We start from the raw sequence: 23,409 nt of genomic DNA on the forward strand, positions 1-23,409 counted from the left end.
CCGCGCCCCGTTCCGAACTTCGAGACCTCCCCCATGAGTGCAACCCAGGCAGCGCCGGCACGAGACCGGCTGCGTATCGCCATCCAGAAGAGTGGCCGGCTGGCCGAACCCGCGCGCAACCTACTCAGCGCCTGCGGCCTGAGCTGGCGCGAGAGCCGCGACAAGCTGTTCTGCTACGGCGAATCGCTGCCGGTGGACCTGCTGCTGGTGCGCGACGACGACATCCCCGGCCTGATCGCCGACGGCGTCTGCGACCTCGGCATCGTCGGTCGCAACGAGCTGGACGAGCAGGCCGCGGCACGTCGCCAGGTCGGCCTGCCGGATGCCTACCAGGCGCTGCGCGGGCTGGGCTTCGGCCAGTGCCGGCTGATGCTGGCGGTGCCGGAGGAGTGGCAATGGCAGGGTCCGGCGCAGCTGGCCGGCACCCGCATCGCCACCAGCTACCCGGCCATCCTCAAGCAGTGGCTGGCCGAGCAGGGTGTGGATGCACAGGTGGTCGAGCTGTCCGGATCGGTGGAAATCGCCCCGCGACTGGGTACCGCCGACCTGATCTGCGACCTCGTCTCCAGCGGCGCCACGCTGCGCGCCAACCAGCTGACCCCGGTGCACAACCTGCTCGACAGCGAGGCGGTGCTGGCGGGTGCGGTGCGCGTGCCGGATGATGCGCGTGCATCGCTGCGCGCGATGCTGCTGCGCCGCCTCGATGGCGTGGTACAGCGGCAGGACCGCAAGCTGCTGATGTTCCGCGCCAGCGAGGATCGCGTCGACGCGCTGTCGCAGCTGCTGGCCGATGCCGAGCCGCTGGTGCGGCTGCCGGCCGATGGCGGCGCGCTGCGCCTGCAGACCATGTGCCCCGGCCCGCTGAGCTGGCAGCGCATGGAAGAACTCGAGCGCGCTGGCGCGCAGGGCCTGATGGTGTTGAGCGTGGAGCGGTCGCTGGCATGAACCGTCTGATCTGGTCCCGACTTGATGAGACCGCGCGCAGCGCGGCGCTGACCCGCCCGGTGCAGACCGTGGCGCAGCAGACCCGCGACGCGGTGGCGACGCTGATTGCACAGGTGCGCACACAGGGCGACGACGCGCTGCGCGCGATCACCGCACGTTTCGACGGTGTCGAGCTGCGATCGTTCGAAGTGAGCGAAGCCGAGTTCGCAGCGGCCGATGCCGCCGTCCCCGCCGAACTGCGCCAGGCGATGGTCGAAGCTGCCGAACGCATCGCCCGCTTTCACGCCGCCGGCGTGGGTACGGGGTATGCGGTGGAAACCGCGCCGGGCGTGGTCTGCGAACGCATGCTGCGGCCGATCGGCCGCGTCGGCCTGTACGTGCCGGCCGGCAGCGCACCGCTGCCGTCCACCGCGTTGATGCTGGGCGTGCCCGCGCAGCTGGCCGGCTGCCCGCAGGTGGTGCTGTGCACGCCGCCACGCGCCGACGGCACGGCCGATCCTGCGGTGCTGGTGGCCGCACGCCTGACCGGCGTGCAGCGCGTGTTCAAGCTGGGCGGCGCCCAGGCCATCGCTGCGATGGCTTACGGCACCGCCAGCATTCCGGCCTGTGACAAGCTGTTCGGGCCGGGCAACAGCTTCGTGACCGAAGCCAAGCAGCAGGTCGCACAGGACGGCGCCGCCGCCATCGACATGCCGGCCGGTCCCTCCGAAGTGCTGGTGATTGCCGATGCAGGTGCAAACCCGGCGTTCGTCGCAGCCGACCTGCTATCGCAGGCCGAGCACGGCCCGGATTCGCAGGTGCTGCTGCTGACCGACGATGCCGCGATGCTGGCGGCGGTCGAGGCCGAAGTCGAGCGCCAGGTGGCCTTGCTGCCGCGCCAGCAGATCGCACGCCAGGCGCTGTCGGCCTCGCGGCTGATCCAGGTCGATTCGTTGGACGAAGCCTTCGCGATCAGCAACCGCTATGCGCCGGAGCACCTGATCCTGGCGCTGCGTGATGCGCGCGCGTGGCTGGACAAGGTGCAGGCGGCCGGCTCGGTGTTCCTGGGGGATTACACGCCCGAAGCACTGGGCGACTACTGCAGCGGCACCAACCACGTGCTGCCGACCGCCGGTGCCGCGCGTGCCTACAGTGGCGTCAGCGTCGCCAGCTTCCAGAACCTGATCAGCGTGCAGAGCGCCAGCGCCGCGGGATTGGCGGCAATCGGCGGCTGCGCGCGCATCATCGCCAGTGCCGAAGGCCTGGATGCGCATGAGCGTGCGGTTGCCCTGCGCATGGAGGTGGCAGCATGAGCACGGCGATCGAAGATGTGCTGGCGCTGGTGCGCCCGGACCTGCAGGCGTTCGCCGGTTACAGTTCGGCGCGCAGTGCGGCGGTGCAGGGCGAGGTCTGGTTGAACGCCAATGAATCGGCCTGGGCCAATCCCGCTGATGCCGCGGGCAGCAGCCGGCGCTATCCCGAACCGCAGCCGTTGGCATTGCGTGAGGGACTGGCGGCGATGTACGGCGTGACGCCACAGCAGCTGCTGATCGGTCGCGGCAGCGACGAAGCCATTGATCTGCTGGTGCGCGCGCTGTGCGTGCCGGGTCGCGATGGCGTGCTGGTCACGCCGCCGGTGTTTGGCATGTACGCCGTCTGCGCACGCCTGCAGGGTGCCGCCTTGATTGAAGTGCCGCTGGTGGACAGCGAGGATGGACTGCGCACCGATCTGGATGCGGTGATCGACGCGGCCAAGGCGCAGGGTGCCAAGCTGGTGTTCCTGTGTGCGCCGTCGAACCCGGCCGGCAGTGACATCGCCCTGGATGAGGTCGAGCGCGTGGCGGTTGCGCTGCGCGGGCAGGCGCTGGTCGTGGTGGACGAGGCCTATGTCGAGTATGCACAACGGCCGTCGGCGACCACGTTGCTGGCCGCGCACGCCAATCTGGCGGTGCTGCGCACGCTGTCGAAGGCGCACGCGCTCGCGGCCGCCCGCGTTGGCACGCTGATCGCTGCCTCGGAGCTGATTGCCCTGCTTCGTCGCTGCCAGGCGCCGTACCCGGTGCCGACGCCGTGCGCGGAACTGGCCGTGCAGGCACTGCAGCCGGCCGCGCTGGCGCGCACCGCCGAGCGCGTGGCCACGGTCATCGCTGAACGCGAGCGCCTGCGAACGGCACTGGCCAGCCTGCCCGGTGTACGCCGGGTGTATGCCTCGTCCGGCAACTACCTGCTGGTCCGCTTCGCCGATGCGCAGGCGGCGTTCGACACGTTGCTGAATGCCGGTGTGGTGGTGCGCGACCAGCGCGCCGCGCCGCAGCTGGGTGATGCATTGCGCATCAGCATCGGCAGTCCCGAAGAGAATGACCGCGTGCTTGCGGCCCTGTCGGCGCGGAGGGCCGCAGCATGACCCCGATCCTGTTCATCGACCGCGACGGCACCCTCATCGAGGAGCCGTCCGATTTCCAGATCGATGCCTACGAGAAGCTGCGCTTCGTGCCGCAGGTGATCCCGGCGCTGCTGAAGCTGCGGGATGCCGGCTACCAGTTCGTGATCGTCACCAACCAGGATGGCCTCGGCAGCGACAGCTACCCGCGCGCCAGCTTCGATGGCCCCAACGAGCTGATGCTGCAGATCTTCGAGAGCCAGGGCATCACCTTCCGTGACGTACTGATCGATTGCAGTTGGCCCCAGGACAATGCGCCGACCCGCAAGCCGGGCATCGGCCTGATGACCGCCTACCTGCAGGACCGCAGCATCGACTGGGCGCGTTCGGGCATGGTGGGTGACCGGATCACCGACCTGCAGTTCGCTGACAACCTCAACATCCGCGGTTTCCAGCTGCGCACCGAGCAGTTCGGGGGCGAGTGGGACTGGCCGGGCATCGCCCACGCGCTGGCCGACGCGCCGCGTACCGCAGTGGTCCAGCGCAACACGAAAGAGACGAAAATCCGCGTCGAACTGGACCTGGACCGTGCCGCTGATGCACGCATCGCCACCGGATTGCCGTTCTTCGACCACATGCTGGAACAGATCGGCAAGCATGGCGGCTTCGCGCTGGACATCCAGGCCAAGGGCGACCTGCACATCGATGAGCACCACACCATCGAAGACACCGGGCTGGCCCTGGGCCAGGCGCTGCGCGAGGCGCTGGGCGACAAGCGCGGCATCGGCCGCTACGGCTTCACGCTGCCAATGGACGAGACGCTGGCCAGTGCTGCACTGGACTTCAGTGGCCGCCCGTACTTCGTGTTCGAGGGCGAGTTCAAGCGCGAGCGCGTGGGCGACATGCCGACCGAGCTGGTGCCGCATTTCTTCCGCTCGCTGTGCGATGCCAGCGGCCTGAACCTCAACCTGCAGGTACGCGGCGACAACGATCACCACAAGGTGGAGGCCTGCTTCAAGGCGCTGGCGCGCGCATTGCGCCCGGCATTGGCCCGCCAGGGCACCGCGCTGCCTTCCACCAAGGGGGCGCTGTGAGCGACGTTGCGCTGATCGACGCCGGCGGCGCCAACCTCGGCTCGGTGCGCTACGCATTGGAGCGCCTGGGTGCGACGGTGCGGCTGGTGCGCGATGCGGACGGTCTGGTCGGTGCGCAGCGGGTGATCCTGCCCGGCGTCGGCGCCGCGGGTCCCGGCATGCAGCGCCTGCATGCGCAAGGCCTGGTGGAACCGCTGCGGCGACTGGAGGTGCCGCTGATGGGAATCTGCCTGGGCATGCAGCTGCTGTTCGAACGCTCCGAGGAGGCGGGTGTGGAGACACTGGGCCTGATTCCCGGCGTGGTGCGCAAGCTGGTGCCGGCCTGCGGCATCCGGGTGCCGCACATGGGCTGGAACCGCCTGCTGCCGCTGCGCGAATCGCTGCTGCTGCGCGGCGTGCCGGAGCGTGCCAGCGCCTACTTCGTGCACAGCTACGCCGCGCCCCTCAATACCCACACCGTCGCTGCCTGCGACCACGGCGGCCTGTTCACTGCCGTGGTGGAGCAGGGGCGTTACTACGGCGCACAGTTCCACCCCGAGCGCTCCGGCGAGACCGGCTCGCTGATGCTGCGCAATTTTCTCGAGGGCACTGCTGCATGAGTTTCATCGTCTACCCCGCGCTGGATATCCGCGACGGCCGCGTGGTGCGGCTGCGCCAGGGCGACTACGCGCAGGAAACCTCGTATGGCGACGATCCGTTGCCACGCGCGCAGGCCTTCGCCGCGCAGGGTGCGCAGTGGATGCATCTGGTCGATCTGGACGCTGCGCGCGCCGGTGGCTATACGCTGGCGCCGCTACTGTCGTCGATCCGCGCGCAGACATCGCTGCAGGTGCAGACCGGCGGTGGCGTGCGCGGCCGCGACGATGTGGCGCGCATCCTCGATGCCGGCGCCGGTCGCGTGGTGGTCGGCTCGCTGGCGGTGCGTCGCCCCGATGAAGTGGTCGGCTGGCTGGAGGAATTCGGCGCCGAGCGCATCACGATTGCGCTGGACGCGCGCCAGGACGCACAGGGGCAGTGGCAGCTGCCGGTGCACGGCTGGACCGAGAACGCCGGGGTGACCCTGGATGAGCTGGCTCAGCGCTACGCGCGCGCCGGCATGCGCCACCTGCTGTGTACCGACATCGCCCGGGACGGCATGCTGGCCGGGCCCAACATCTGCCTCTACCGGCACTTGTCGGGGTTGCTGCCGGGGGTGGCGGTGCAGGCCTCCGGAGGCATCCGCGACGTGGCCGATGTGGCCGAGGCGCGTGCCGCCGGCTGTGGCGGTGCGATCCTCGGCAAGGCACTGCTGGAGCAGCGCATGGACCTGGCGGAGGCGCTGGCATGTTGAGCCGCCGCATCATTCCCTGCCTGGACGTGCGCGATGGCCGCGTGGTCAAGGGCGTGCGCTTCCGCGACCACGTCGACATGGGCGACATCGCCGAGTTGGCGCAGCGCTATCGCGACCAGGGGGCGGACGAGCTGGTGTTCTATGACATCGGCGCCAGCCCCGAGGCGCGTTCGGTCGACGTGGCGTGGATCGAGCGCATCGCGCGGCTGATCGACATTCCGTTCTGCGTGGCCGGTGGCATCGACAGCGTGGAGACCGCGCGCCGCGTGCTGTTTGCCGGTGCCGACAAGGTGTCGATCAACTCGCCGGCGCTGGGGCGCCCGGAGCTGATCACCGAGCTGGCGGACGAGTTCGGCGTGCAGTGCGTGGTGGTCGGTGTCGACTCGGTACGCGAAGCGGATGGCCAGTGGCGGGTGCGGCGTTTCAGCGGCGACCCGGACAAGACCCAGGCGGTGCCGCTGCGCACCCTGGACTGGATTGTCGAGGCGCAACGGCGGGGCGCCGGTGAGATCGTGCTGAACTGCATGGACAGCGATGGCGTACGCCGTGGCTACGATGTCGTGCAGCTGCAGCAGGCGAGGGCCCTGTGCCAGGTGCCGCTGATCGCCTCCGGCGGTGCGGGTGCGATGGCGCACTTCGCCGAAGCCTTCGACCAGGCCGACGTCGACGGCGCGCTGGCCGCCAGCGTGTTCCACAGCGGCGCCATCGCCATTCCAGAATTGAAGCGCTACCTGCGCGGACAGCAGATCGAGGTGCGGGATGTCTATTGAAGTCAGGCCGTCGTTGGACGCATTGCAGGCGCTGGATTGGGCCAAGGGTGACGGCCTGCTGCCGGCGGTGGTTCAGGATGCCGATACCCTGCAGGTACTGATGCTGGGCTATGTGAGTGCCGAATCGCTGGCGGCCACGCTGGCCATCGGCCACATGACCTTCTTCAGCCGCAGCAAGCAGCGGTTGTGGACCAAGGGCGAGCAGTCCGGCAACGTGCTGGTGGTGCAGTCGATCAGCGTCGACTGCGATGCCGATACTTTGCTGATGATGGCACGGCCGGCGGGGCCAACCTGCCACACCGGTGCAGAGAGCTGCTTCGACCAGGCGCCGAAGGATTTCCTGGGCGGGCTGGGCCAGCTGGTGGCGATGCGTGAGGCGCAGCGTCCGCCGGGCAGCTATACGACCAGCCTGTTCGAGGGCGGCATCCGCCGTATCGCGCAGAAGGTGGGCGAGGAGGGCGTGGAGACCGCCCTGGCGGCGGTGGCCCAGGATGACGAAGCGCTGCTCGGCGAGGCTTCGGACCTGCTGTATCACCTGCTGGTGCTGCTGCGCGCGCGTGGCTTGTCGCTGGATGATGCGCGCGCGGTACTGGAAAAACGCCATCGTTGAAGTGGGGTAGTGCCGGCCGCTGGCCGGCAAGCCCCAGATGCCCGACGATCATGAGGTTGCCGGCCAGCGGCCGACACTACCGGCAATGCGTCATCGCGTGCGCGATGTCATCAACGGAATCTACAATAGGCGGTCTTTCTTTTCCCGGACCGCCCATGAAACTGCCTGCCACCTGGCTGTGCTGCCTGTTGCTGACTTCGCCGGCCTGGGCCGCGGATACCGTGGTCAGCGGCAAGGTCTATCTGGAGCGTGACGGCCGGCCGGGGCGCGGCGCGACCGATCCGGGCCTGGCCGGCGTGCAGGTCTCCAACGGCGAGGCCATCGTCAAGACGGCTGCAGACGGCAGCTACAGCCTGCCGGTGCGTGATGGCCAGACCGTGTTCGTGATCAAGCCCGATGCGTATTCCTTCCCGAAAGCGGCCGACGGCCTGCCTTCGTTCTGGCGGCACTATCGCCCGAACGGTTCGCCGGCGTTGAAGTACGGCGGCATCGCCGCGACCAGCGACGTCACCCGCAACTGGGATTTCGCCCTGCAGTCGGATCGCCATGACAGTCGGCGCGGCTTCCAGATGCTGGTGTTCACCGATTCGCAGACCGCCAGCCTGAAGGATATCGGCTACTACCAGCAGTCGATCGTCGCGCCATTGGTGGGACAGACCAAGGCGCGCATGGGCACCACCCTGGGTGACATCGTCAACGACGACCTGACCCTGTATCCGGCGATCAACAAGGTCACCACCGGACTTGGCGTACCGTGGTTCCATGTGCCGGGCAACCACGATCTCGACTTCGATGCGGCCAGCGACGAACACTCGCTGGACAGCTGGCGCAACATCTACGGTCCGGACACCTACGCGGTGGAAGAGGGCGGCGCCAGTTTCGTGTTCCTGGACGACGTGGTGTACGACCCCAAGGCCAAGCCGAAGTACATCGGCGGCCTGCGCGAAGACCAGTTCGCCTTCCTCACCAGCTACCTGAAGGGCCTGCACAAGGATCGCCTGCTGGTGCTGGGCATGCACATCCCGCTGTTCGACGCGGCGCCGGGGCGCGAGACCTTCCGCCATGCCGACCGCCAGCGCCTGTTCGGCCTGCTGAAGGACTTCCGCAACGTGCTGGTGCTCAGCGGCCACAGCCACACCCAGCAGCACGTCTACCATGGCAAGGCCGAGGGCTGGAACGGCGACAAGCCGCTGCACGAATACAATGTCGGCGCCAACTGCGGTGCGTTCTGGTCAGGCGTGAAGAATGCCGCCGGCGTGCCGGACAGCACCATGAGCGATGGCACGCCGAAGGGCTATGCGTTGCTCGACGTGGCCGGCAATGGCAGCTACAGACTGCAGTACCGCGTGGCCGGAAAACCGGCCAGCGAGCAGATCGGCCTGCATGCGCCGAAGGTGCTGCGCCAGGGCGCCTACCCGGCCTGGGGCATCTATGCCAACGTCTACATGGGTGAGGATTCCAGCGTGGTCGAGTACCGCGTCGATGGTGGCGCCTGGCAGCCGATGAAGCAGGTCAGCCAACCCGATCCGCGCCTGATGGTGGAGAACGTGGCCGACGATCTTGCAATCAGCCTGCGTGGCTACGACCGCTCGCCGGAGGCCACCGCATCGCCGCACCTGTGGCGTGGCACGCTGCCGACCGATCTGGCCGTGGGCAGCCACAAGGTCGAGGTGCGCTCCACCCAGCCCGACGGCGCGGTGTTCACCGCCAGCACCAGCTACAGCCTGCAGACTGCCCAGCCCTGACCCCGCACACCACCGCTCCAGCGAAAGGACCCCGCATGGATATCCGCTTCATGGCCGGCACCACGCCGGTGACCCTCAGCCGCCACTGGTTCACCGGCGCGATGCAGTTGCAGAGCGCCACCGAGACGGTCTGGGTGCAGCACCCGCTGCATCCGGGCACCCACTTCTCGTTCTCGCTGGTACAGTCGTGGCTGCGCCACATCGCCGGCCATGAAGTGCTGGTCGAGCGCACCCGGCCGCTGCTGTTCGCCGGCTTCCGCCCGCAGCGGCTGCGCGTGCTGGTGGATGGTGTGCAGGTGGCCGAACAGGAAGGCATGTAGGCCAACCTGAACCATCGGCGCGCTAGGCAAAGCCGCCCCGATGCCTGAGAATCGGGGCGATTCAATCGATCCAAGCAGGCCAGCGTGACCATCGCAGCAGCGTCCCCGGTTTCCTCCGACTCCGCCCGCGGCGGTCTTCCACGCCGTCTGGTCGTTGCCGATGTCGGCGGCACCTTCGCCCGCCTTGCGCTGGCTGAAACCCAACCCGGCCAGGCGCCGCTGCTGGGCAGCCATCGCACCTACGCCTGCGCCGAGCATCCCAGCCTGGCGGCGATCCTGGCCGATTTCACCGCAGGCCTTGGCCAGCCGGTGCAGACCGCGGTGGTGGCCATCGCCGGACTGCTTGATGGCGATGTGCTGATCAATTCCAACCTGCCGTGGACGGTCTTGCTGTCGGCCACCCGCGCGCAGTCCGGGTTGGGAGAACTGCAGCTGATCAACGATTTCGAGGCGGTGGCGCTGGCCATCCCTTATCTGCGGCCGGACACGCTGGTGCCGCTGAACGGCGATGCTGATCCGGCGCAGGCATTCCCGGCGCTGGTGCTGGGTGCCGGTACCGGCCTGGGCGCCGCACTGCGCTTTGCCGACGGCGAGCGCCCGGTGCTGGCCAGCGAGATCGGCCATGCCGCGCTCGGCGCCGGCAACACGCTGGAATTGCAGGTGCTGGGCAAGCTGCTGCAGCGCTGGCCGCACGTGGACAACGAACGCGTGCTGTCCGGCAGTGGCCTGATGAACCTGTACCCGTGCCTGTGCGAGCTGCGCGGTGCCACCGCGGTGTGGACCAGTACCGAGGCGCTGATCGGTGCCGCCCGCAGCGGCGAGGATGCACTGGCGGTGGAAACGCTGCAGGTGTTCTGTGCCTGGCTGGGCAGCCTGGCCGGCGACGCGGCGATCGCCGTCGGTGCGCGCTCGGTGTACCTGGCCGGAGGTATTTCCGCGCATGTGCAGGATTTCCTGGCCGATGGCCGCTTCCGTGAGCGCTTCCTCAACAAGGGCGTGCTGACCGAGGTGCTGCGCCAGGTGCCGGTATGGCGCGTGGAGCACGGCCAGTTGGGCGTGCTCGGCGCAGCGGTCTGGCACGCCGCACGGCAGCCCACGCACGACTGATCGGCAGGGTCGGCATCGGGCCGGCCGTGCATTGCAGACTGGGAGGGGAAGATGGTGGATCGCAGGCAGTTCCTGCAGGCCGGTGCACTGGCTGCAGGCATGGCGGCTTTGCCGGGCGTGCAGGCGCGCACGCAGGGTGGGGCCAAGGTGGTTTCGACCTGGGACTTCGGCGTACCGGCCAACCAGGCCGCGTGGAAGGTACTGGCGCAGGGCGGCAGCGCGCTGGATGCGGTGGAAGCAGGCGCACGCTGGGCCGAGAGCGAGCTCTGCAACCCCACCGTCGGCCATTGTGGCAACCCGGATCGCGACGGCGTGCTGAGCCTGGACGCGAGCATCATGGATGGCGATGGCCGATGTGGCGCAGTGGCCGCGCTGGTCGACATCCTGCATCCGGTGTCGGTGGCCCGCAAAGTGATGGAGAACAGCCCACACGTGCTGCTGGTGGGCGAGGGCGCGCAGCAGTTCGCGATGCAGCAGGGTTTCGAGCGCAAGCACCTGCTGACGCCGCAGGCCGAAGCGGCCTGGCGCGAGTGGCTGAAGACGGAGAAGTATCAGCCGCAGATCAACGCCGAGCGCCGTGGTATTCCCGGCAACAGCGACAACCACGACACCATCGGCATGCTGGCGCTGGATGCCAAGGGCCACCTTGCCGGCGCCTGCACCACCAGCGGCATGGCCTGGAAGCTGCACGGCCGGGTCGGCGACAGCCCGATCATCGGTGCTGGCCTGTATGTCGACAACGAAGTGGGGGCGGCCACTGCCTCGGGCGTGGGCGAGGAGATGATCCGCAACGCCGCGTCGTTCCTGGTGGTCGAGCTGATGCGCCAGGGGCGCTCGCCGGCGCAGGCTTGCCGCGAAGCCATCGACCGCGTGGTGCGCAAGCGCCCGGAAGCTAGCAGAACGCTGCAGGTGTGCTTCCTGGCCATGAACAAGCAGGGCGAGGTGGGCGCCTACGCGTTGCATCGCGGCTTCGTCTACGCCGTGTGCGATGCGCAGCGCCAGGATGACCTGCGCGACTCGCCGTCGATCTACACGAGCACCCAGGCGTGAGCACGCGGCTGACTCTGGAGGTTGCCAGTAACTCGCTGGCTTCGGCGCTGGCGGCACAGGCCGGCGGCGCCGACCGCATCGAGCTGTTCGACAACCTGGCCGAGGGTGGTACCACGCCGTCGTTCGCCAGCATCGCGATTGCTCGCGAACGCCTGTCGATTCCGCTGTTCGTGCTGGTGCGGCCACGCCCGGGCGACTTCCACTACGACGCGCTGGAAATCGAACTGATGCTGCGTGACATCGCGCAGTGCCGCGCGCTCGGCTGCGATGGCGTGGTGATCGGTGCGCTGGATGTGCAGGGCGGTATCGACGTGGCGTTGTGCCGTGAACTGGTGCAGGCTGCCGGGCCGCTGCAGGTGACCTTCCACCGCGCCTTCGATGCCGCCCGCGATCTGCCGGCGGCACTGGAACAGGTGATCGAACTGGGTTGCCAGCGCGTGCTGACCTCGGGCGGCCAGGTCAGTGCCGAGGCCGGTGCCGATGTGCTGGCAGGCTTGGTCACCCAGGCGGCGGGACGTATCACGGTGATGGCCGGCGCCGGGCTGGGCCCGGCCAATGTCGCCGCCGTCGCACGACGCAGCGGCTGCACCGAACTGCACGCCTCGGCCAAAGGCCTGCGGCGCTCGGCCATGCAGTTCCAAAACCCGGCGCTGCGCGGGCTGGACCCGGACTGGAGCCAGACCAGCACCGCGACCGTGGCCGCACTGCGTCAGGCCCTCGACGGCTGATCGCAGGGCCGGGGTCGGATCCCTTCGCAGAAGGGCTCCGACCCCGCTGCGGAACGCGCACCGGTTGCCGAAAAGTGACGCTTCTGACGTGCGCGGATGGCCAGTCAGTCTGCCAAACATCGGAACGCAGGGGCCTCTGTGTTTCCGGGTAGACGATCAAGCCAGGATTATTGACAGTGGGGTCCAACTCCCCGTGGCAATGATCCTCCTTCCGCATGCCTCGATTGCTCCTGCTATTTCTCTGTTTGCTGCACACCGCCGCAATAGCTGCAGAGGAAGGACAGCCCCCAGTGTTTATCTGGAAGGCGGTCGGACCCGAGGGCGGCGGCATCGACGATTTGCTGGGCGGCGTGACGCTGGCACCCTCTGCTACAGGCGTGTTCGTCGACGCACGGGTACATCGGATCGGGGAGAAGCGCTTTCGCGCGCTCTATCAGGTGTTCGATTCAAACGCTTCCAACCCGATGGGGCGCTGTGGCGCGGGGCGTGAGATCCATCTGTTCGTCTACGAATTGACCCTGCCGAAGCCCATTGAGCGCGGCAGGGTATTGATCAGCAGCTGCCTTGAGACCCTGTCTCTGGCGAGCCAGAACTCAGGGCGACTCCACAGTGAATCCGACTTTTCCTCGGTCATCTGGCAGGGCGACGGGTTCACCATCGAGTGGTGGGGTATCAGACACAGAGGCGATGCGTCGAGCCGCTACGCCCTCCGAAATGGCCACTTCGTCCCGACTCGATCGGGTGAGGGGAATCGCTGAGGGCGGACAAAACCGTTCCGCGCGCGATTGTCGCGATCGTGTCATTGACGTGTGTGCTGTTCTCTCAGCGATGTTTCGCAACCCTTTGATTGTTCTGGATGCCGGCAGCCGATAGCGGCATTCCCTCGGGCATTGCTGCATCGCCGCATGCCCGGCGTGGTTCAGCTGTGCTTTAGTTTGGATCGATCCACAGGGGAGGGCGTCGGGACGGTCTTGAACCGATCCAGGTGCCCGGATCAGCCGTAGTGCCGCGCCACACCCGTCCGTGCGTTCACACTTTCGAAGAGCAACCACCCATGGCTCAGTCCGTCCGCAAGCGTCGTCACCTGCTGTCCCAGGGCCTGGTCCTAGCCCTGTTGCCCCTGGCTGCCAGTGCGCAGGAGGCCGCCAGTTCGTCCACCAAGGATCTCGACGCGGTCACCGTCACCGGTTCGCGCATCAAGCGCGCCAGCGTCGAAGGCCCGGCACCGGTCAACGTGATCACCGCCGCGCAGATCCAGAAGGAAGGCTTCGTCAGCGTGTACGACGCGCTGAAGACCCTCACCGAAGCGACCGGCACTGTTGAAGCCGCCTCGCAGTGGGGCTCGCACACGCCCAATGCCAGTGGCCTGAACCTGCGCGGGATGGGCCCGAACCGCTCGCTGCTGCTGGTCAACGGCCGTCGCGTGGCCGACTACCCGCTGCCCTATGGCGGTGAAACCAACTTCTCCAACTACGGCAACATTCCGGCCGCGGCGGTGGAGCGCATCGAAGTGCTGACCGGTGGCGCCTCGGCCATCTATGGCTCGGATGCGATCGCCGGCGTGGTCAACGTCATCCTGAAGACCAACTACGACGGCGACGAAGTGCGCGTGCGTGGCGGCACCTCCACCGAGGGTGGACGCGACACCTGGGACCTGTCCTGGGCCGGCGGCAAGACCGGTGACAACTGGAGCGTGACCTACGCGTTGCAGTACACCAAGCGCGATCCGTTGTTCGGCCGTGACCGCCCGCAGATGGACGATGCCGATGATGCGCCGTACCCGTCCTGGAACATGGAACAACGCAAGGTCGGCTTCCGTCCTACCGCCGGACTGGCGTTGATCGATCCGACCACGGGCCAGCGCCTGGCGCCGCCCACCGGCACCTGCGAGAAGTTCGGCAGTGAGTACTACACCGCCGATCGACTGGTCTACAACTACGCCGCCAACACCATCACCAACACCGGCCGCCTGTGCGGCATGAGCGCCGACTACGCCAACTGGCTGCTCACCGGCGGTGCCGAGAACGTGTCCGGCAACCTGTATGCCACCTTCGATTTCAGCAACGACCTGCAGGCCTGGACCAATCTGGCGGTCTACCGTTCCGAAGCGATCTGGGGCACCAATCCGCCCGGCGTGTCGCTGATCGACGATGACAACGGCTACTACTGGGACGCCAACCGCAACCGTCCGATTCTTGGCGTGCGCCAGTTCACCCCGAATGAGGTTGGCGGGCTGGATACGTTGCGCAACACCAACCGCGAACTGTCCTGGGACTGGAGCGCCGGCCTGCGTGGCCGCCTCGCCGACCGCTTCGACTGGAGCGCCACGGTGGGGCGCTCGTACTACCGCGTGGAAGAACGGCAGAACGTGGTCGACAAGCAGAAGTCGTACGACTACTTCCTCGGCCCGAAGCTGGGCACCACGGCCGATGGCGAGGCGATCTACGCCTTGAACGAATCGCGCTGGTGGAATCCGCTGACGCCGGACCAGTACTGGCAGATGGGTACGGTGGCGAAGAACCGTGCGGCGTCCTGGGTCAACCAGGCCTCGGCCGATATCACCGGCGAACTGTTCCAGGGCTGGGCCGGCCCGATCTCGTTCGCCGCAGTGGCTGAAGTCGCGCAGCAGGGTTATCACCTCAGCCCCGACCCACGTGCCGGCATCGACTTCGACCTGCAGAACGTCGATCGCGGTGGCGGCGAGCGCACCCGCTATTCGGCCGGCGTCGAGTTCAAGATTCCGCTGCTGGACAGCGTGACCGCCACTGCGGCCGCGCGCTATGACCGCTATGGCAACTACAAGGCCGACGACAGCAGCGAAGCACTGAACATCGGCAGCCAGAAGGAAACCACCTGGAACGTCGGCCTGGAATGGCGCCCGGTTGAATCGTTGCTGGTGCGTGGCTCCTATGCCACCAGCTTCCATGCGCCGGACATGCATTACCTGCTGGGCCAGCCGAGCAGCTCCGAAGTGCAGACCTATGATCGCCTGCGCTGCATCCAGAGTGGCGCGTACCTGGTCAACAACTGCGGCGTGGGCAACACCGATGTCTGGTACACCTTCGACGTGAACCGTCGTGGCACGCCGCTGCTGCGCTCGGAAACCGGTGATTCGTGGACGGTCGGTTTCGTCTGGGACGTAATGCCGAACCTGTCGGTCAGTGCCGACTACTGGGCGATCAAGCTGGAAGACATGATCGTCGACGTCGGCGCCGATGAGGTGCTGGCCAGCGAGGCCGGCTGCCTGACCGGCAAGAACATCGATGGCACGCCATGGGCCAATCCGGCCGGTGGCGAATACTGCGCCGGCATCCTGGCCCGCGTGAACCGTGACGGCAGCGGCCGCCTGGTGTCGATCGAGCGCGGCCCGTTCAACCTGGCCAGCCGCGAAGTGCGTGGTGTCGACCTGACCGCACGCTATCGCCTGGAAACCGCGCAGTGGGGCAGTTTCCAGCTGGGCCTGAACTACACCAACCAGATCTCGACCAAGGAACAGCGCTACGCCAACGACCCGAACCCGGAACGCCGCGACCGCGACCTGCGCAGCAAGCTGCGCGCGAGCCTGGCCTGGCAGCGCGGCAACTGGAATGCCAATGTCTATGCCGACCGCGTGGGCTCGGTGCCGGGCGTGCGCTACCACTGGGGCACCGACCGCCTGGACAACCCCGGCGGCTGCCTGCCGTTCGCCGACGGCTACGTGCCCAGCGACAGCCCGTCGCTGAACTGCCTGGAGCCGGCGACACGTCCCGACGGCTCGCCGAACCCGAACCCCAATGCCGGGCAGCAGACGGCGCGCTACTACGGTCGAGTGGGGCCGTTCATCACCTGGAACTTCAACGTGGGCTACCAGGTGACCGAACACGCGAAGGTAAACGTGTACGTCAACAACGCCTTCAACTCCGCCAGCTGGAACCACAAGGACCCGTACAAGCTGGATTACGACTTCGCCCCGACCCGCCTGCTTGGCGCGGTCGGCCGCGAGTTCGCGTTGGAGTACGTGTTCACCTTCTGAGCAGACCCGCAGGGGGCGCCGGGCCTGATCCGCCTGGCGCCTCCGTCCGCTCAGCAGTTCCACGCCATGCGTGGATGAACCCCATCATGAACCCCGGGGTGGCTGGATTTGACCTTCCCACGATGGCAAGGTTTAGCCTGTCCGCATCCAGAAGGAACCCCGGGAATCCGATCATGAGCACGCCCCGCGCCACTGCAGCCCCCGCAAGCCCTGCCACCATCAGCCTGCCCATCGAGGGCATGACCTGCGCCAGCTGTGTCGGCCGGGTCGAGGCGGCGCTGTCCAGGGTCGAAGGCGTGGGCAGTGTTTCGGTCAATCTGGCCACCGAGCGCGCGGATATCCGCCCGTCCGGTCCGGTCGATCGGGCCGCGTTGATCCAGGCGGTGGAGCGGGTGGGCTACGACGTGCCCCCCGCCACCGTTGAACTGGCCGTGGACGGCATGACCTGCGCCTCCTGCGTGGGCCGCGTGGAGCGCGCGTTGCTGGCGGTGCCAGGCGTGAGCCAGGCCAGCGTGAACCTGGCGACGGAGCGTGCGACCGTGCGCGGCGTGGCTGATACGGCCGCCTTGGTTGCGGCCATCGACAAGGTCGGCTACGCCGCCCGCCCGATCGAGGCCGGTGTGCAGTCCGATGATGAAGCCGCTGAAAAGAAGGATGCCGAGCGCGCCGAACTGAAGCGCGACCTGATCGTGGCGACCGCGCTGGCGCTGCCGGTGTTCGTGCTGGAGATGGGCTCGCACCTGATTCCCGGCATGCACGAATGGGTGATGGCCACCATCGGCATGCAGGCCAGCTGGTACCTGCAGTTCGTACTGACCCTGCTGGTGCTGGCCATTCCCGGCCGCCGTTTCTACCAGAAGGGGTTCCCGGCACTGCTGCGGCTGGCGCCGGACATGAATTCACTGGTGGCGGTGGGCACCGCCGCGGCGTTTGGCTACTCGGTGGTGGCGACCTTTGCACCGCGGCTGCTGCCGCCGGGCACGGTGAACGTCTACTACGAAGCGGCAGCAGTCATCGTCGCGCTGATCCTGCTCGGCCGCTTCCTCGAGGCCCGCGCCAAGGGCCGTACCTCCGAAGCGATCAAGCGTCTGGTCAACCTGCAGGCCAAGGTCGCGCATGTGATCCGTGACGGCCGAACGGTGGATGTCCCGGTCAATGAAGTGCTGAGCGGCGACGTGGTGGAAGTGCGCCCGGGCGAGCGCGTGCCGGTGGACGGCGAGGTGGTTGAAGGCCGCAGCTACATCGACGAATCGATGATCAGCGGCGAGCCGATCCCGGTCCAGAAGCAGCCGGGCAGCAGCGTGGTGGGCGGTACGGTCAACCAGAAGGGCGCACTGACGGTACGTGCCACGGCGGTGGGCGCGCAGACCATGCTGGCGCAGATCATCCGCATGGTCGAACAGGCGCAGGGCTCGAAGCTGCCGATCCAGGCGGTGGTCGACAAGGTCACGCTGTGGTTCGTGCCGGCGGTGATGCTGGCCGCGCTGGCGACCTTCGCAGTCTGGCTGATCTTCGGCCCGTCGCCAGCCCTGAGCTTCGCGCTGGTCAACGCGGTGGCGGTGCTGATCATTGCCTGCCCGTGCGCGATGGGGCTGGCGACGCCGACCTCGATCATGGTCGGGACCGGCCGTGGCGCTGAAATGGGCGTGCTGTTCCGCAAGGGCGAGGCGCTGCAGCTGCTGAAGGACGCGCAGGTGGTGGCGGTGGACAAGACCGGTACGCTGACCGAGGGCCGCCCGCGCTTGACCGATCTGGAGATCGCCAGCGGTTTTGATCACGGCACGGTGCTGGCGGCGGTGGCGGCGGTGGAGTCGCGCTCGGAGCATCCGATTGCCCGCGCCATCGTCGATGCAGCCACCGAGCAGGGCATCGCGCTGCCGTCGATGGTCGATTTCGAATCGGTCACCGGCATGGGCGTGCGTGCCAACGTTGATGGTGCGCGGGTGGAGGTCGGTGCCGATCGCTTCATGCGCGACCTGGGCGTGGACATCACTTTGTTCGCGACGCTGGCGGCAGAGCTGGGCACCCAGGGCAAGTCGCCGCTGTATGCCGCCATCGACGGTCGCCTGGCCGCAATCATCGCGGTATCCGATCCGATCAAGCCGAGCACGCCGGCCGCAATCGCGGCACTGCATCAGCTTGGCCTGAAGGTGGCGATGATCACCGGTGACAACGCTGGTACCGCGCAGGCAATCGCGCGCCAGCTCGGCATCGACGAAGTGGTGGCCGAGGTGCTGCCGGAAGGCAAGGTCGAGGCGGTGCGCCGCTTGAAGGCCACGCATGGCCATGTCGCCTTCGTCGGCGACGGCATCAACGATGCGCCGGCACTGGCTGAAGCCGATGTCGGCCTGGCCATCGGTACGGGTACCGACATCGCGGTGGAGTCGGCCGATGTAGTGCTGATGTCGGGCAACCTGCAGGGCGTGCCGAATGCCATTGCGCTGTCGAAGGCGACGTTGGGCAACATCCGGCAGAACCTGTTCTGGGCGTTCGCCTACAACACCGCGTTGATCCCGGTAGCGGCCGGCGTGCTGTACCCGGTCTGGGGCGTGCTGCTGTCGCCGGTATTCGCGGCCGGTGCGATGGCGCTGTCCAGTGTGTTCGTGCTGGGCAACGCACTGCGCCTGCGCCGCTTCCAGCCGCCGATGGCGGATGCCGCCGCTGCCACCCACTGAAGGAGATCCGCATGAACATCGGTGAAGCCGCCAAGGCCTCCAGCGTGTCGGCGAAGATGATCCGCTACTACGAACAGATCGGCCTGATTCCCGCCGCTGATAGAACCGAGTCGGGCTACCGGGCGTATTCGCAGGCGGACATCCACCGCCTGCGTTTCATCCGCCGCGCGCGCGATCTTGGCTTCCAGGTGGCCGAGATCACTGATCTTCTGGGCCTCTGGAATGACACCTCGCGGCACAGTGCCGACGTGAAGCACCTGGCTGAACAGCACATTGCTGATCTTGAACAGCGCATCGAGCACATGCGGCAGATGGCCGACACGCTGAAATCGCTGATCAGTTGTTGTGCGGGCGACGAGCGCCCGGAGTGCCCGATCCTGCAGCGGCTGGGTGAGGACGATCAGACGCCGGTGCCGGTCGATACCGCGAAGACCGGTGCGGTGCGGCGGCGTACGCACAAGCATTGACTCGATATCGCATGCATGAAAAACCCCGCCGGGTGCAGCAGCACCGGGCGGGCTTTTCTGTGTGAGACGGGGGCAGGGGATCAGGCAGTACGTGGCGGGAAGCCGGCGTCGTTCACTGCGGCGAAGACGTCTTCCTGCGATGCGGTGGTCTGCACCTTGACCAGGCCGGTCGGCGGGTCGGCGACCACGCTGGCGTTGGGATCGATCTGCTGGATCGCACGGGTCACGCTGCGCGCGCAGCCGCCGCAGGTCATGCCATCGACATGGAATTCCATCTGTAGCTCCTTCGGTGCTCTTGGGGTGGAGTCAGTGTGCACCTTCCAACGATGTCAGGGTCAAGCGCCGGGCTGAACGAAAGGCAAGGCGCCGACAAAAAAAACGGCAGCCACCTGTACCAGCGCGGCTGCCGTGGAGGAACGTCCCCGCCAGGGCGGGGCGTGGGTTGCACCGGGGCGCGCCCGGGCAACCCGGTGTTGCCTTAGAACTTCCAGGTAGCGCCGAAGTACAGCTGGCGGCCTGCATAGGTATTGGAGACCAGGCGTGCCTTGGTGTCGCTTCCCAGGTGCACGCGCTGCTCGGACTTGGTGGCATTGATCACCGAGGCGGTCAGGGTCCAGTCCGGGGTCAGGTTGTAGGCCACGTTCAGGTCCAGCTGGTCATACGGCTCGGTGTAGACGGTGAGGCCATTGTTGAGCCCACCGACCACCTGGCCGCGACGGTTGAACGAGGCGCGCGCGAGGAACTTCTCGTTCTCGTAGAAGACCGTCACGTTGGCCTGGTTCTTGGCGCTGCCGACCAGCGGCGAGGAGCCGATTTCCTGCCCGTCCAGAACAATGGAAGCCAGGTTGGTGTCGTTGTAGGTGTAGTTGGCCTGCACGCCGAAGCCGAAATCGAAGGTGTACTGGCCATACAGCTCGACGCCCTGCGACACACCATCGCGGCCATTGGCCTGGGTCTCGTAGCGCTGCACGTTCACCGCTTCACCGTTGATGACCATGGGCGTGTCGCGCACCACCGGCAGGGTGAAGTTGTCCACGTTCTTGCGGAACAGGCTGACGCCGGCGACCGCGCCAGGCTGGAAGTACCACTCCAGGCCCAGGTCGAACTGGGTGGCCTTGAACGGCTCCAGCTGCTTGTTGCTGCCCTGGCCGACCCAGCCTGCGGTCGATGCGCCACCGGCAACGCGGCGATCATTGACGTACTCCTCGCTGTAGTAGCTCAGCGCGCCCGGTGCTGCGATATCGGTGTAGCCAGGGCGGGCGATCACCTTCGATGCGGCACCACGCAGCACCAGCGTGTCGGTGATGTCCCATGCAATGTTGAAACTCGGCAGCACGTCGGTGTAGGTGCGGTCCACGCCGATCAGGCTGTAGGTCTTGCTCTGCGCCAGGTCATGCGGCAGGCGCACGAAGCCGCTCTCACAGCTGTAGGTCGGGTAGGCCGCAGCGGCGGGGTCGGTGCACGCCATCGGCGCGCCGGACGCGTTGTCCAGGAAGTAGTCGTTGAACTTCTCGATCGAGTCGGAAGACTGCGCGAACTGCTTGGTGCGCACCACACGCACGCCGACATTGCCGCGCAGGCGCTCGGTGCGGAAGTTGGCCTGGAAGTAGCCGGAGTAGATCTTCTCGTTGACGTTGTAGACGAAGTCTTCCTCGGTACGGTTGTGCGAACCACCGTAGGTCTTGTTCAGATAGTCGATGTACGCCGGGTAGTTGATGCCCGGGAACACGTTGGCATTGAAGCCACCGGCAATGTTGCTGATCGGGTTCGACAGGAAGAAGCCGGGCTGCGCATCGCCGGCAGTCGGATCGCAGCCACTCTGGTAGCGGCTGTTGTCATAGTCGGCCGGGTCACGGCCCGGGCATACCCAGTAGGTGTTGCCGGTGTTGCGGTGGACCTTGCCATCACGGTACTTGGCACCGAACTGGATCGAATCCAGCCAACCGGACTCGAACAGCTTGGTCACGTCGGCCTGGAAGTAGTTCTGCTTGACCTCGGTGCGCTTCCACGACGAATCGGTCGAGCCGGTGTCGACTTCGGCGATGCCGTTCATCAGCTGCTGCTGCAGGTCGGGCGAGAAGGTGGCAGACGGCGTGCCGGTCAGGTCCCATGCGCTGTACTGGTTACCGGACAGGTAGTCGTTGCCGACCTTGCGGCGCGGCTTGGCCGACATGCGGAAGTTCATCGACGGACCACCTTCAGACCAGGTGCGGCCACCGGTGAACGAGGCCTTCCACAGCGGGCTGATGTCCCAGTCGATGGTCAGGTCGGCGGTCTGCGACAGCGCCTTTTCCTTGCTGTAGCCACCGGTCAGCTGCGGTGTCGGAATCGTGCAGTCGTCCGGGCCCCAGCCGCCGGGCTTGAGGCCGGCGGCCTTGGCCTGGTCTTCGCTGCAGTAGTAGGTCTTTCCGGCCAGCTTTTCGAACTGGGCACCGGTGACGGTGTTGCCGCTGGGGTCGAAATCCAGGCCGTTGAGCAGGCGGCCGCCGGCCCAGTTTCCATCGCCGTTGAAGCGGGCCATGCTCCATTCCGGAATCTTCAGCATGTTCTGGGTGTAGTCACCCTGCAGCTCGAAGCGGAAGTAGTTGGCGGTCATCGTGACGTTGTCGACCGGCTTGAACTGGAAGGTCAGCTGGCCGCCCTTGCGCTCGCGCTTTTCTTCCTTCACGGCGAAGTTGACCGAGGTCGGCATGAAGAAGTCGCTGTAGTTGCCGCCGGTCTGGTTGTTGAAGCCGGACTTGCCCCACCAGTAGTGGATGCCGTCCTGCTGCTGCACGTTGCCATAGGCGTCGCGTGCCTTGCCGGCGCCGTACCACTGGTAGTCCTCGGTGCTGGCTTCCATGGTACGGGTCGTGCGCTTCTGCTGCGTCACGCCGACCAGCACGCCGAAACGCTCATCCTTGCTGTGCCACGAATACAGGGCCGAGGCCTGCGGGTCGATATCGTGGTGGGTATCGGAGGAGGTGCCCTCGAGCGTGACGAAGCCCGAGTTGGACTCCATGTCCAGCGGACGGCGGGTGTGCAGGATGACCGTGCCGCCGATGCCGCCTTCGTCGATGCGTGCTTCCGGCGACTTGAACAGCTCGGCGCTGGACAGCATGTTCGACGGCAGCAGGGTGTAGTTGAACGAACGGGTGGCTTCGTCGTTGGTTTCCGACGTGGCCACGTAGTTGCCATTCAACTGGGTCAGGGTCAGGTCCGGCGCAAGGCCGCGCACGCTGACACTCTTGCCTTCACCACCGCTGCGGGTGATGACCACGCCGGGCACGCGCTGCAGTGCGTCGGCCACGTTCTTGTCGGGAAACTTGCCGACGTCCTCGGCAGTGATCACTTCGACAACGGCGTTGGCGTCGCGCTTCTGCTCAAGGCTCTTTTCGATGGCGTAGCGGTAGCCGGTGACCTGGACGCTGTCCAGGTTGGTGGCTTCCTGCGAGCCGGTGGTGGTTGCCTGCTGCGCGGCGGCGCCGGCCGGAACGACGGCGGCGGCCAGGGCCAGCGCGATGGCCAGCGACAGTGCGTCCTGGCCATGCGTACGTGTTGAATGCTTCATTCCCATCTCTCCCTCTCTCCTGGATTGATCCGGTGACGTGGCACGGACAACTTGAATCGATCTAATTTGAAGTGACATTGTCGCTATCGCCATGCAGTGGCAGTTGCACCGTGCGCGTGGCCTGGTACGTCCTGTTGCCGCTCCCCCAACTCCCGGCCATCGCAATGTCGGCTTGGATCGATCTAAGCGATGGGCGGGCGTTTTTTAGCATGGGTCGCCCGTGGGCGCATGCTGCTCCGCAATATGGTACTGGCGTGGCGAAGGGATGACGGTTTGCTGAAAACAGTGAAATCGTTTTCGTGCGCAGGGGAGGGTGGGTCGGCAGGGCTGCGCCCTGCACCCGCGGTGTGCCGGCCGCTGGCCGGCAACAACCCAAAGCCAAAGCCAAAGCGGCTCTGGTTTTCTGCTGGTTTGGCGGGGCGGTGTGGGCTGGCAGGACACGCCGTAAACCCCCCTTCCGGGGTCCGGCCCAGCCGCTGGCGGCTGTGCGTTCGGGCGCTTGCGAAGCAGTGCTTCGCAAGCAAAGCGCCCTCACCCCTGGGGCTCGATGGCGCCATCCATGGCGCCAACGGTCCTGCCAGCCCACACCGCCCCACCTTTGACAGTTTCCCGGTGACGGTTGGACTGATCCTGGAACGACATGGGGT

Annotated in this window: 19 protein-coding genes; 17 read left to right on the forward strand and 2 right to left on the reverse strand. The window is 66.9% G+C overall.

The features are described from left to right. The first annotated feature begins 33 nt into the window (after nucleotides 1–33). The 17 genes from hisG to cueR all read left to right on the forward strand — a co-directional run bounded on the left by hisG (nucleotide 34) and on the right by cueR (nucleotide 19,212). Nucleotides 34–945, forward strand: a complete 912-nt coding sequence (gene hisG, locus AC5P99_RS15690; protein WP_088436200.1) for an ATP phosphoribosyltransferase — start codon at nucleotides 34–36, stop codon at nucleotides 943–945. Further along, complete coding sequence (hisD, locus tag AC5P99_RS15695) at nucleotides 942–2,237, forward strand: histidinol dehydrogenase (protein ID WP_088436201.1); 1,296 nt, start codon at nucleotides 942–944, stop codon at nucleotides 2,235–2,237. Before hisG ends, hisD begins: the two co-directional genes overlap by 4 nt. Continuing rightward, entirely contained in the window at nucleotides 2,234–3,328 is a 1,095-nt protein-coding gene (gene hisC / locus AC5P99_RS15700) for a histidinol-phosphate transaminase (protein ID WP_049449718.1), read from the forward strand. The genes hisD and hisC overlap by 4 nt, the downstream gene beginning before the upstream one ends. Beyond that, nucleotides 3,325–4,398: a bifunctional histidinol-phosphatase/imidazoleglycerol-phosphate dehydratase HisB gene (gene hisB / locus AC5P99_RS15705; RefSeq protein ID WP_049449719.1), complete on the forward strand. Its 1,074-nt coding sequence runs from the start codon at nucleotides 3,325–3,327 to the stop codon at nucleotides 4,396–4,398. Before hisC ends, hisB begins: the two co-directional genes overlap by 4 nt. Then, nucleotides 4,395–4,997 carry an imidazole glycerol phosphate synthase subunit HisH gene (hisH, locus tag AC5P99_RS15710; RefSeq protein ID WP_049449720.1) on the forward strand — a complete coding sequence of 201 codons (603 nt, stop codon included), beginning with the start codon at nucleotides 4,395–4,397 and terminating at the stop codon, nucleotides 4,995–4,997. The genes hisB and hisH overlap by 4 nt, the downstream gene beginning before the upstream one ends. Continuing rightward, nucleotides 4,994–5,728 (forward strand): 1-(5-phosphoribosyl)-5-[(5-phosphoribosylamino)methylideneamino]imidazole-4-carboxamide isomerase, encoded by a 735-nt coding sequence (hisA, locus tag AC5P99_RS15715; RefSeq protein WP_049395190.1) that lies wholly within the window; start codon nucleotides 4,994–4,996, stop codon nucleotides 5,726–5,728. Before hisH ends, hisA begins: the two co-directional genes overlap by 4 nt. Continuing rightward, on the forward strand, nucleotides 5,722–6,498 hold the full coding sequence (gene hisF / locus AC5P99_RS15720) for an imidazole glycerol phosphate synthase subunit HisF (RefSeq protein WP_088436202.1): 777 nt from the start codon (nucleotides 5,722–5,724) through the stop codon (nucleotides 6,496–6,498). Before hisA ends, hisF begins: the two co-directional genes overlap by 7 nt. After that, nucleotides 6,488–7,108 carry a bifunctional phosphoribosyl-AMP cyclohydrolase/phosphoribosyl-ATP diphosphatase HisIE gene (gene hisIE, locus AC5P99_RS15725; protein ID WP_088436203.1) on the forward strand — a complete coding sequence of 207 codons (621 nt, stop codon included), beginning with the start codon at nucleotides 6,488–6,490 and terminating at the stop codon, nucleotides 7,106–7,108. The genes hisF and hisIE overlap by 11 nt, the downstream gene beginning before the upstream one ends. Nucleotides 7,109–7,263: 155 nt before the next feature. Next, nucleotides 7,264–8,853 (forward strand): calcineurin-like phosphoesterase C-terminal domain-containing protein, encoded by a 1,590-nt coding sequence (locus AC5P99_RS15730; protein ID WP_088436204.1) that lies wholly within the window; start codon nucleotides 7,264–7,266, stop codon nucleotides 8,851–8,853. A gap of 35 nt (nucleotides 8,854–8,888) precedes the next feature. Next, a complete protein-coding gene (locus AC5P99_RS15735) occupies nucleotides 8,889–9,173 on the forward strand; it encodes a hypothetical protein (protein ID WP_012480039.1) in 285 nt (94 codons plus the stop codon). Between the two features lie 84 nt (nucleotides 9,174–9,257). Continuing rightward, nucleotides 9,258–10,280 carry a glucokinase gene (locus tag AC5P99_RS15740; protein ID WP_088436205.1) on the forward strand — a complete coding sequence of 341 codons (1,023 nt, stop codon included), beginning with the start codon at nucleotides 9,258–9,260 and terminating at the stop codon, nucleotides 10,278–10,280. A 51-nt stretch (nucleotides 10,281–10,331) separates the two neighbouring features. Further along, nucleotides 10,332–11,330 carry a glycosylasparaginase gene (locus tag AC5P99_RS15745; RefSeq protein ID WP_049395194.1) on the forward strand — a complete coding sequence of 333 codons (999 nt, stop codon included), beginning with the start codon at nucleotides 10,332–10,334 and terminating at the stop codon, nucleotides 11,328–11,330. Next, nucleotides 11,327–12,058 carry a copper homeostasis protein CutC gene (locus tag AC5P99_RS15750; RefSeq protein WP_088436206.1) on the forward strand — a complete coding sequence of 244 codons (732 nt, stop codon included), beginning with the start codon at nucleotides 11,327–11,329 and terminating at the stop codon, nucleotides 12,056–12,058. Before AC5P99_RS15745 ends, AC5P99_RS15750 begins: the two co-directional genes overlap by 4 nt. A 290-nt stretch (nucleotides 12,059–12,348) precedes the next feature. After that, complete coding sequence (locus AC5P99_RS15755; protein ID WP_088436212.1) at nucleotides 12,349–12,816, forward strand: hypothetical protein; 468 nt, start codon at nucleotides 12,349–12,351, stop codon at nucleotides 12,814–12,816. 296 nt (nucleotides 12,817–13,112) lie between these two features. Further along, nucleotides 13,113–16,070: a TonB-dependent receptor plug domain-containing protein gene (locus AC5P99_RS15760; RefSeq protein WP_088436207.1), complete on the forward strand. Its 2,958-nt coding sequence runs from the start codon at nucleotides 13,113–13,115 to the stop codon at nucleotides 16,068–16,070. A 173-nt stretch (nucleotides 16,071–16,243) separates the two neighbouring features. Next, a complete protein-coding gene (locus AC5P99_RS15765; RefSeq protein WP_088436208.1) occupies nucleotides 16,244–18,745 on the forward strand; it encodes a heavy metal translocating P-type ATPase in 2,502 nt (833 codons plus the stop codon). Nucleotides 18,746–18,756: 11 nt separating this feature from the next. Further along, nucleotides 18,757–19,212 carry a Cu(I)-responsive transcriptional regulator gene (gene cueR, locus AC5P99_RS15770; protein ID WP_005409440.1) on the forward strand — a complete coding sequence of 152 codons (456 nt, stop codon included), beginning with the start codon at nucleotides 18,757–18,759 and terminating at the stop codon, nucleotides 19,210–19,212. A gap of 80 nt (nucleotides 19,213–19,292) precedes the next feature. Here cueR and AC5P99_RS15775 read toward each other — a convergent pair whose 3' ends face one another. Both AC5P99_RS15775 and AC5P99_RS15780 read right to left on the reverse strand, forming a co-directional pair. After that, entirely contained in the window at nucleotides 19,293–19,487 is a 195-nt protein-coding gene (locus AC5P99_RS15775) for a heavy-metal-associated domain-containing protein (protein WP_005409441.1), read from the reverse strand. 203 nt (nucleotides 19,488–19,690) lie between these two features. Beyond that, complete coding sequence (locus AC5P99_RS15780; protein WP_088436210.1) at nucleotides 19,691–22,768, reverse strand: TonB-dependent receptor; 3,078 nt, start codon at nucleotides 22,766–22,768, stop codon at nucleotides 19,691–19,693. Between the last annotated feature and the right edge of the window lie 641 nt (nucleotides 22,769–23,409).

It is taken from the genome of Stenotrophomonas sp. YJH_SMC_80 (assembly GCF_059372495.1).

What these genes read in the sequence shown, in the direction of transcription:
- hisG (WP_088436200.1), top strand. Translation starts at nt 34, where the DNA reads ATGAGTGCAACCCAGGCAGCGCCGGCACGAGACCGGCTGCGTATCGCC.
- hisD (WP_088436201.1), top strand. Translation starts at nt 942, where the DNA reads ATGAACCGTCTGATCTGGTCCCGACTTGATGAGACCGCGCGCAGCGCG.
- hisC (WP_049449718.1), top strand. Translation starts at nt 2,234, where the DNA reads ATGAGCACGGCGATCGAAGATGTGCTGGCGCTGGTGCGCCCGGACCTG.
- hisB (WP_049449719.1), top strand. Translation starts at nt 3,325, where the DNA reads ATGACCCCGATCCTGTTCATCGACCGCGACGGCACCCTCATCGAGGAG.
- hisA (WP_049395190.1), top strand. Translation starts at nt 4,994, where the DNA reads ATGAGTTTCATCGTCTACCCCGCGCTGGATATCCGCGACGGCCGCGTG.
- hisF (WP_088436202.1), top strand. Translation starts at nt 5,722, where the DNA reads ATGTTGAGCCGCCGCATCATTCCCTGCCTGGACGTGCGCGATGGCCGC.
- hisIE (WP_088436203.1), top strand. Translation starts at nt 6,488, where the DNA reads ATGTCTATTGAAGTCAGGCCGTCGTTGGACGCATTGCAGGCGCTGGAT.
- AC5P99_RS15730 (WP_088436204.1), top strand. Translation starts at nt 7,264, where the DNA reads ATGAAACTGCCTGCCACCTGGCTGTGCTGCCTGTTGCTGACTTCGCCG.
- AC5P99_RS15735 (WP_012480039.1), top strand. Translation starts at nt 8,889, where the DNA reads ATGGATATCCGCTTCATGGCCGGCACCACGCCGGTGACCCTCAGCCGC.
- AC5P99_RS15745 (WP_049395194.1), top strand. Translation starts at nt 10,332, where the DNA reads ATGGTGGATCGCAGGCAGTTCCTGCAGGCCGGTGCACTGGCTGCAGGC.
- AC5P99_RS15760 (WP_088436207.1), top strand. Translation starts at nt 13,113, where the DNA reads ATGGCTCAGTCCGTCCGCAAGCGTCGTCACCTGCTGTCCCAGGGCCTG.
- AC5P99_RS15765 (WP_088436208.1), top strand. Translation starts at nt 16,244, where the DNA reads ATGAGCACGCCCCGCGCCACTGCAGCCCCCGCAAGCCCTGCCACCATC.
- cueR (WP_005409440.1), top strand. Translation starts at nt 18,757, where the DNA reads ATGAACATCGGTGAAGCCGCCAAGGCCTCCAGCGTGTCGGCGAAGATG.
- AC5P99_RS15775 (WP_005409441.1), bottom strand. Translation starts at nt 19,487, where the DNA reads ATGGAATTCCATGTCGATGGCATGACCTGCGGCGGCTGCGCGCGCAGC.
- AC5P99_RS15780 (WP_088436210.1), bottom strand. Translation starts at nt 22,768, where the DNA reads ATGGGAATGAAGCATTCAACACGTACGCATGGCCAGGACGCACTGTCG.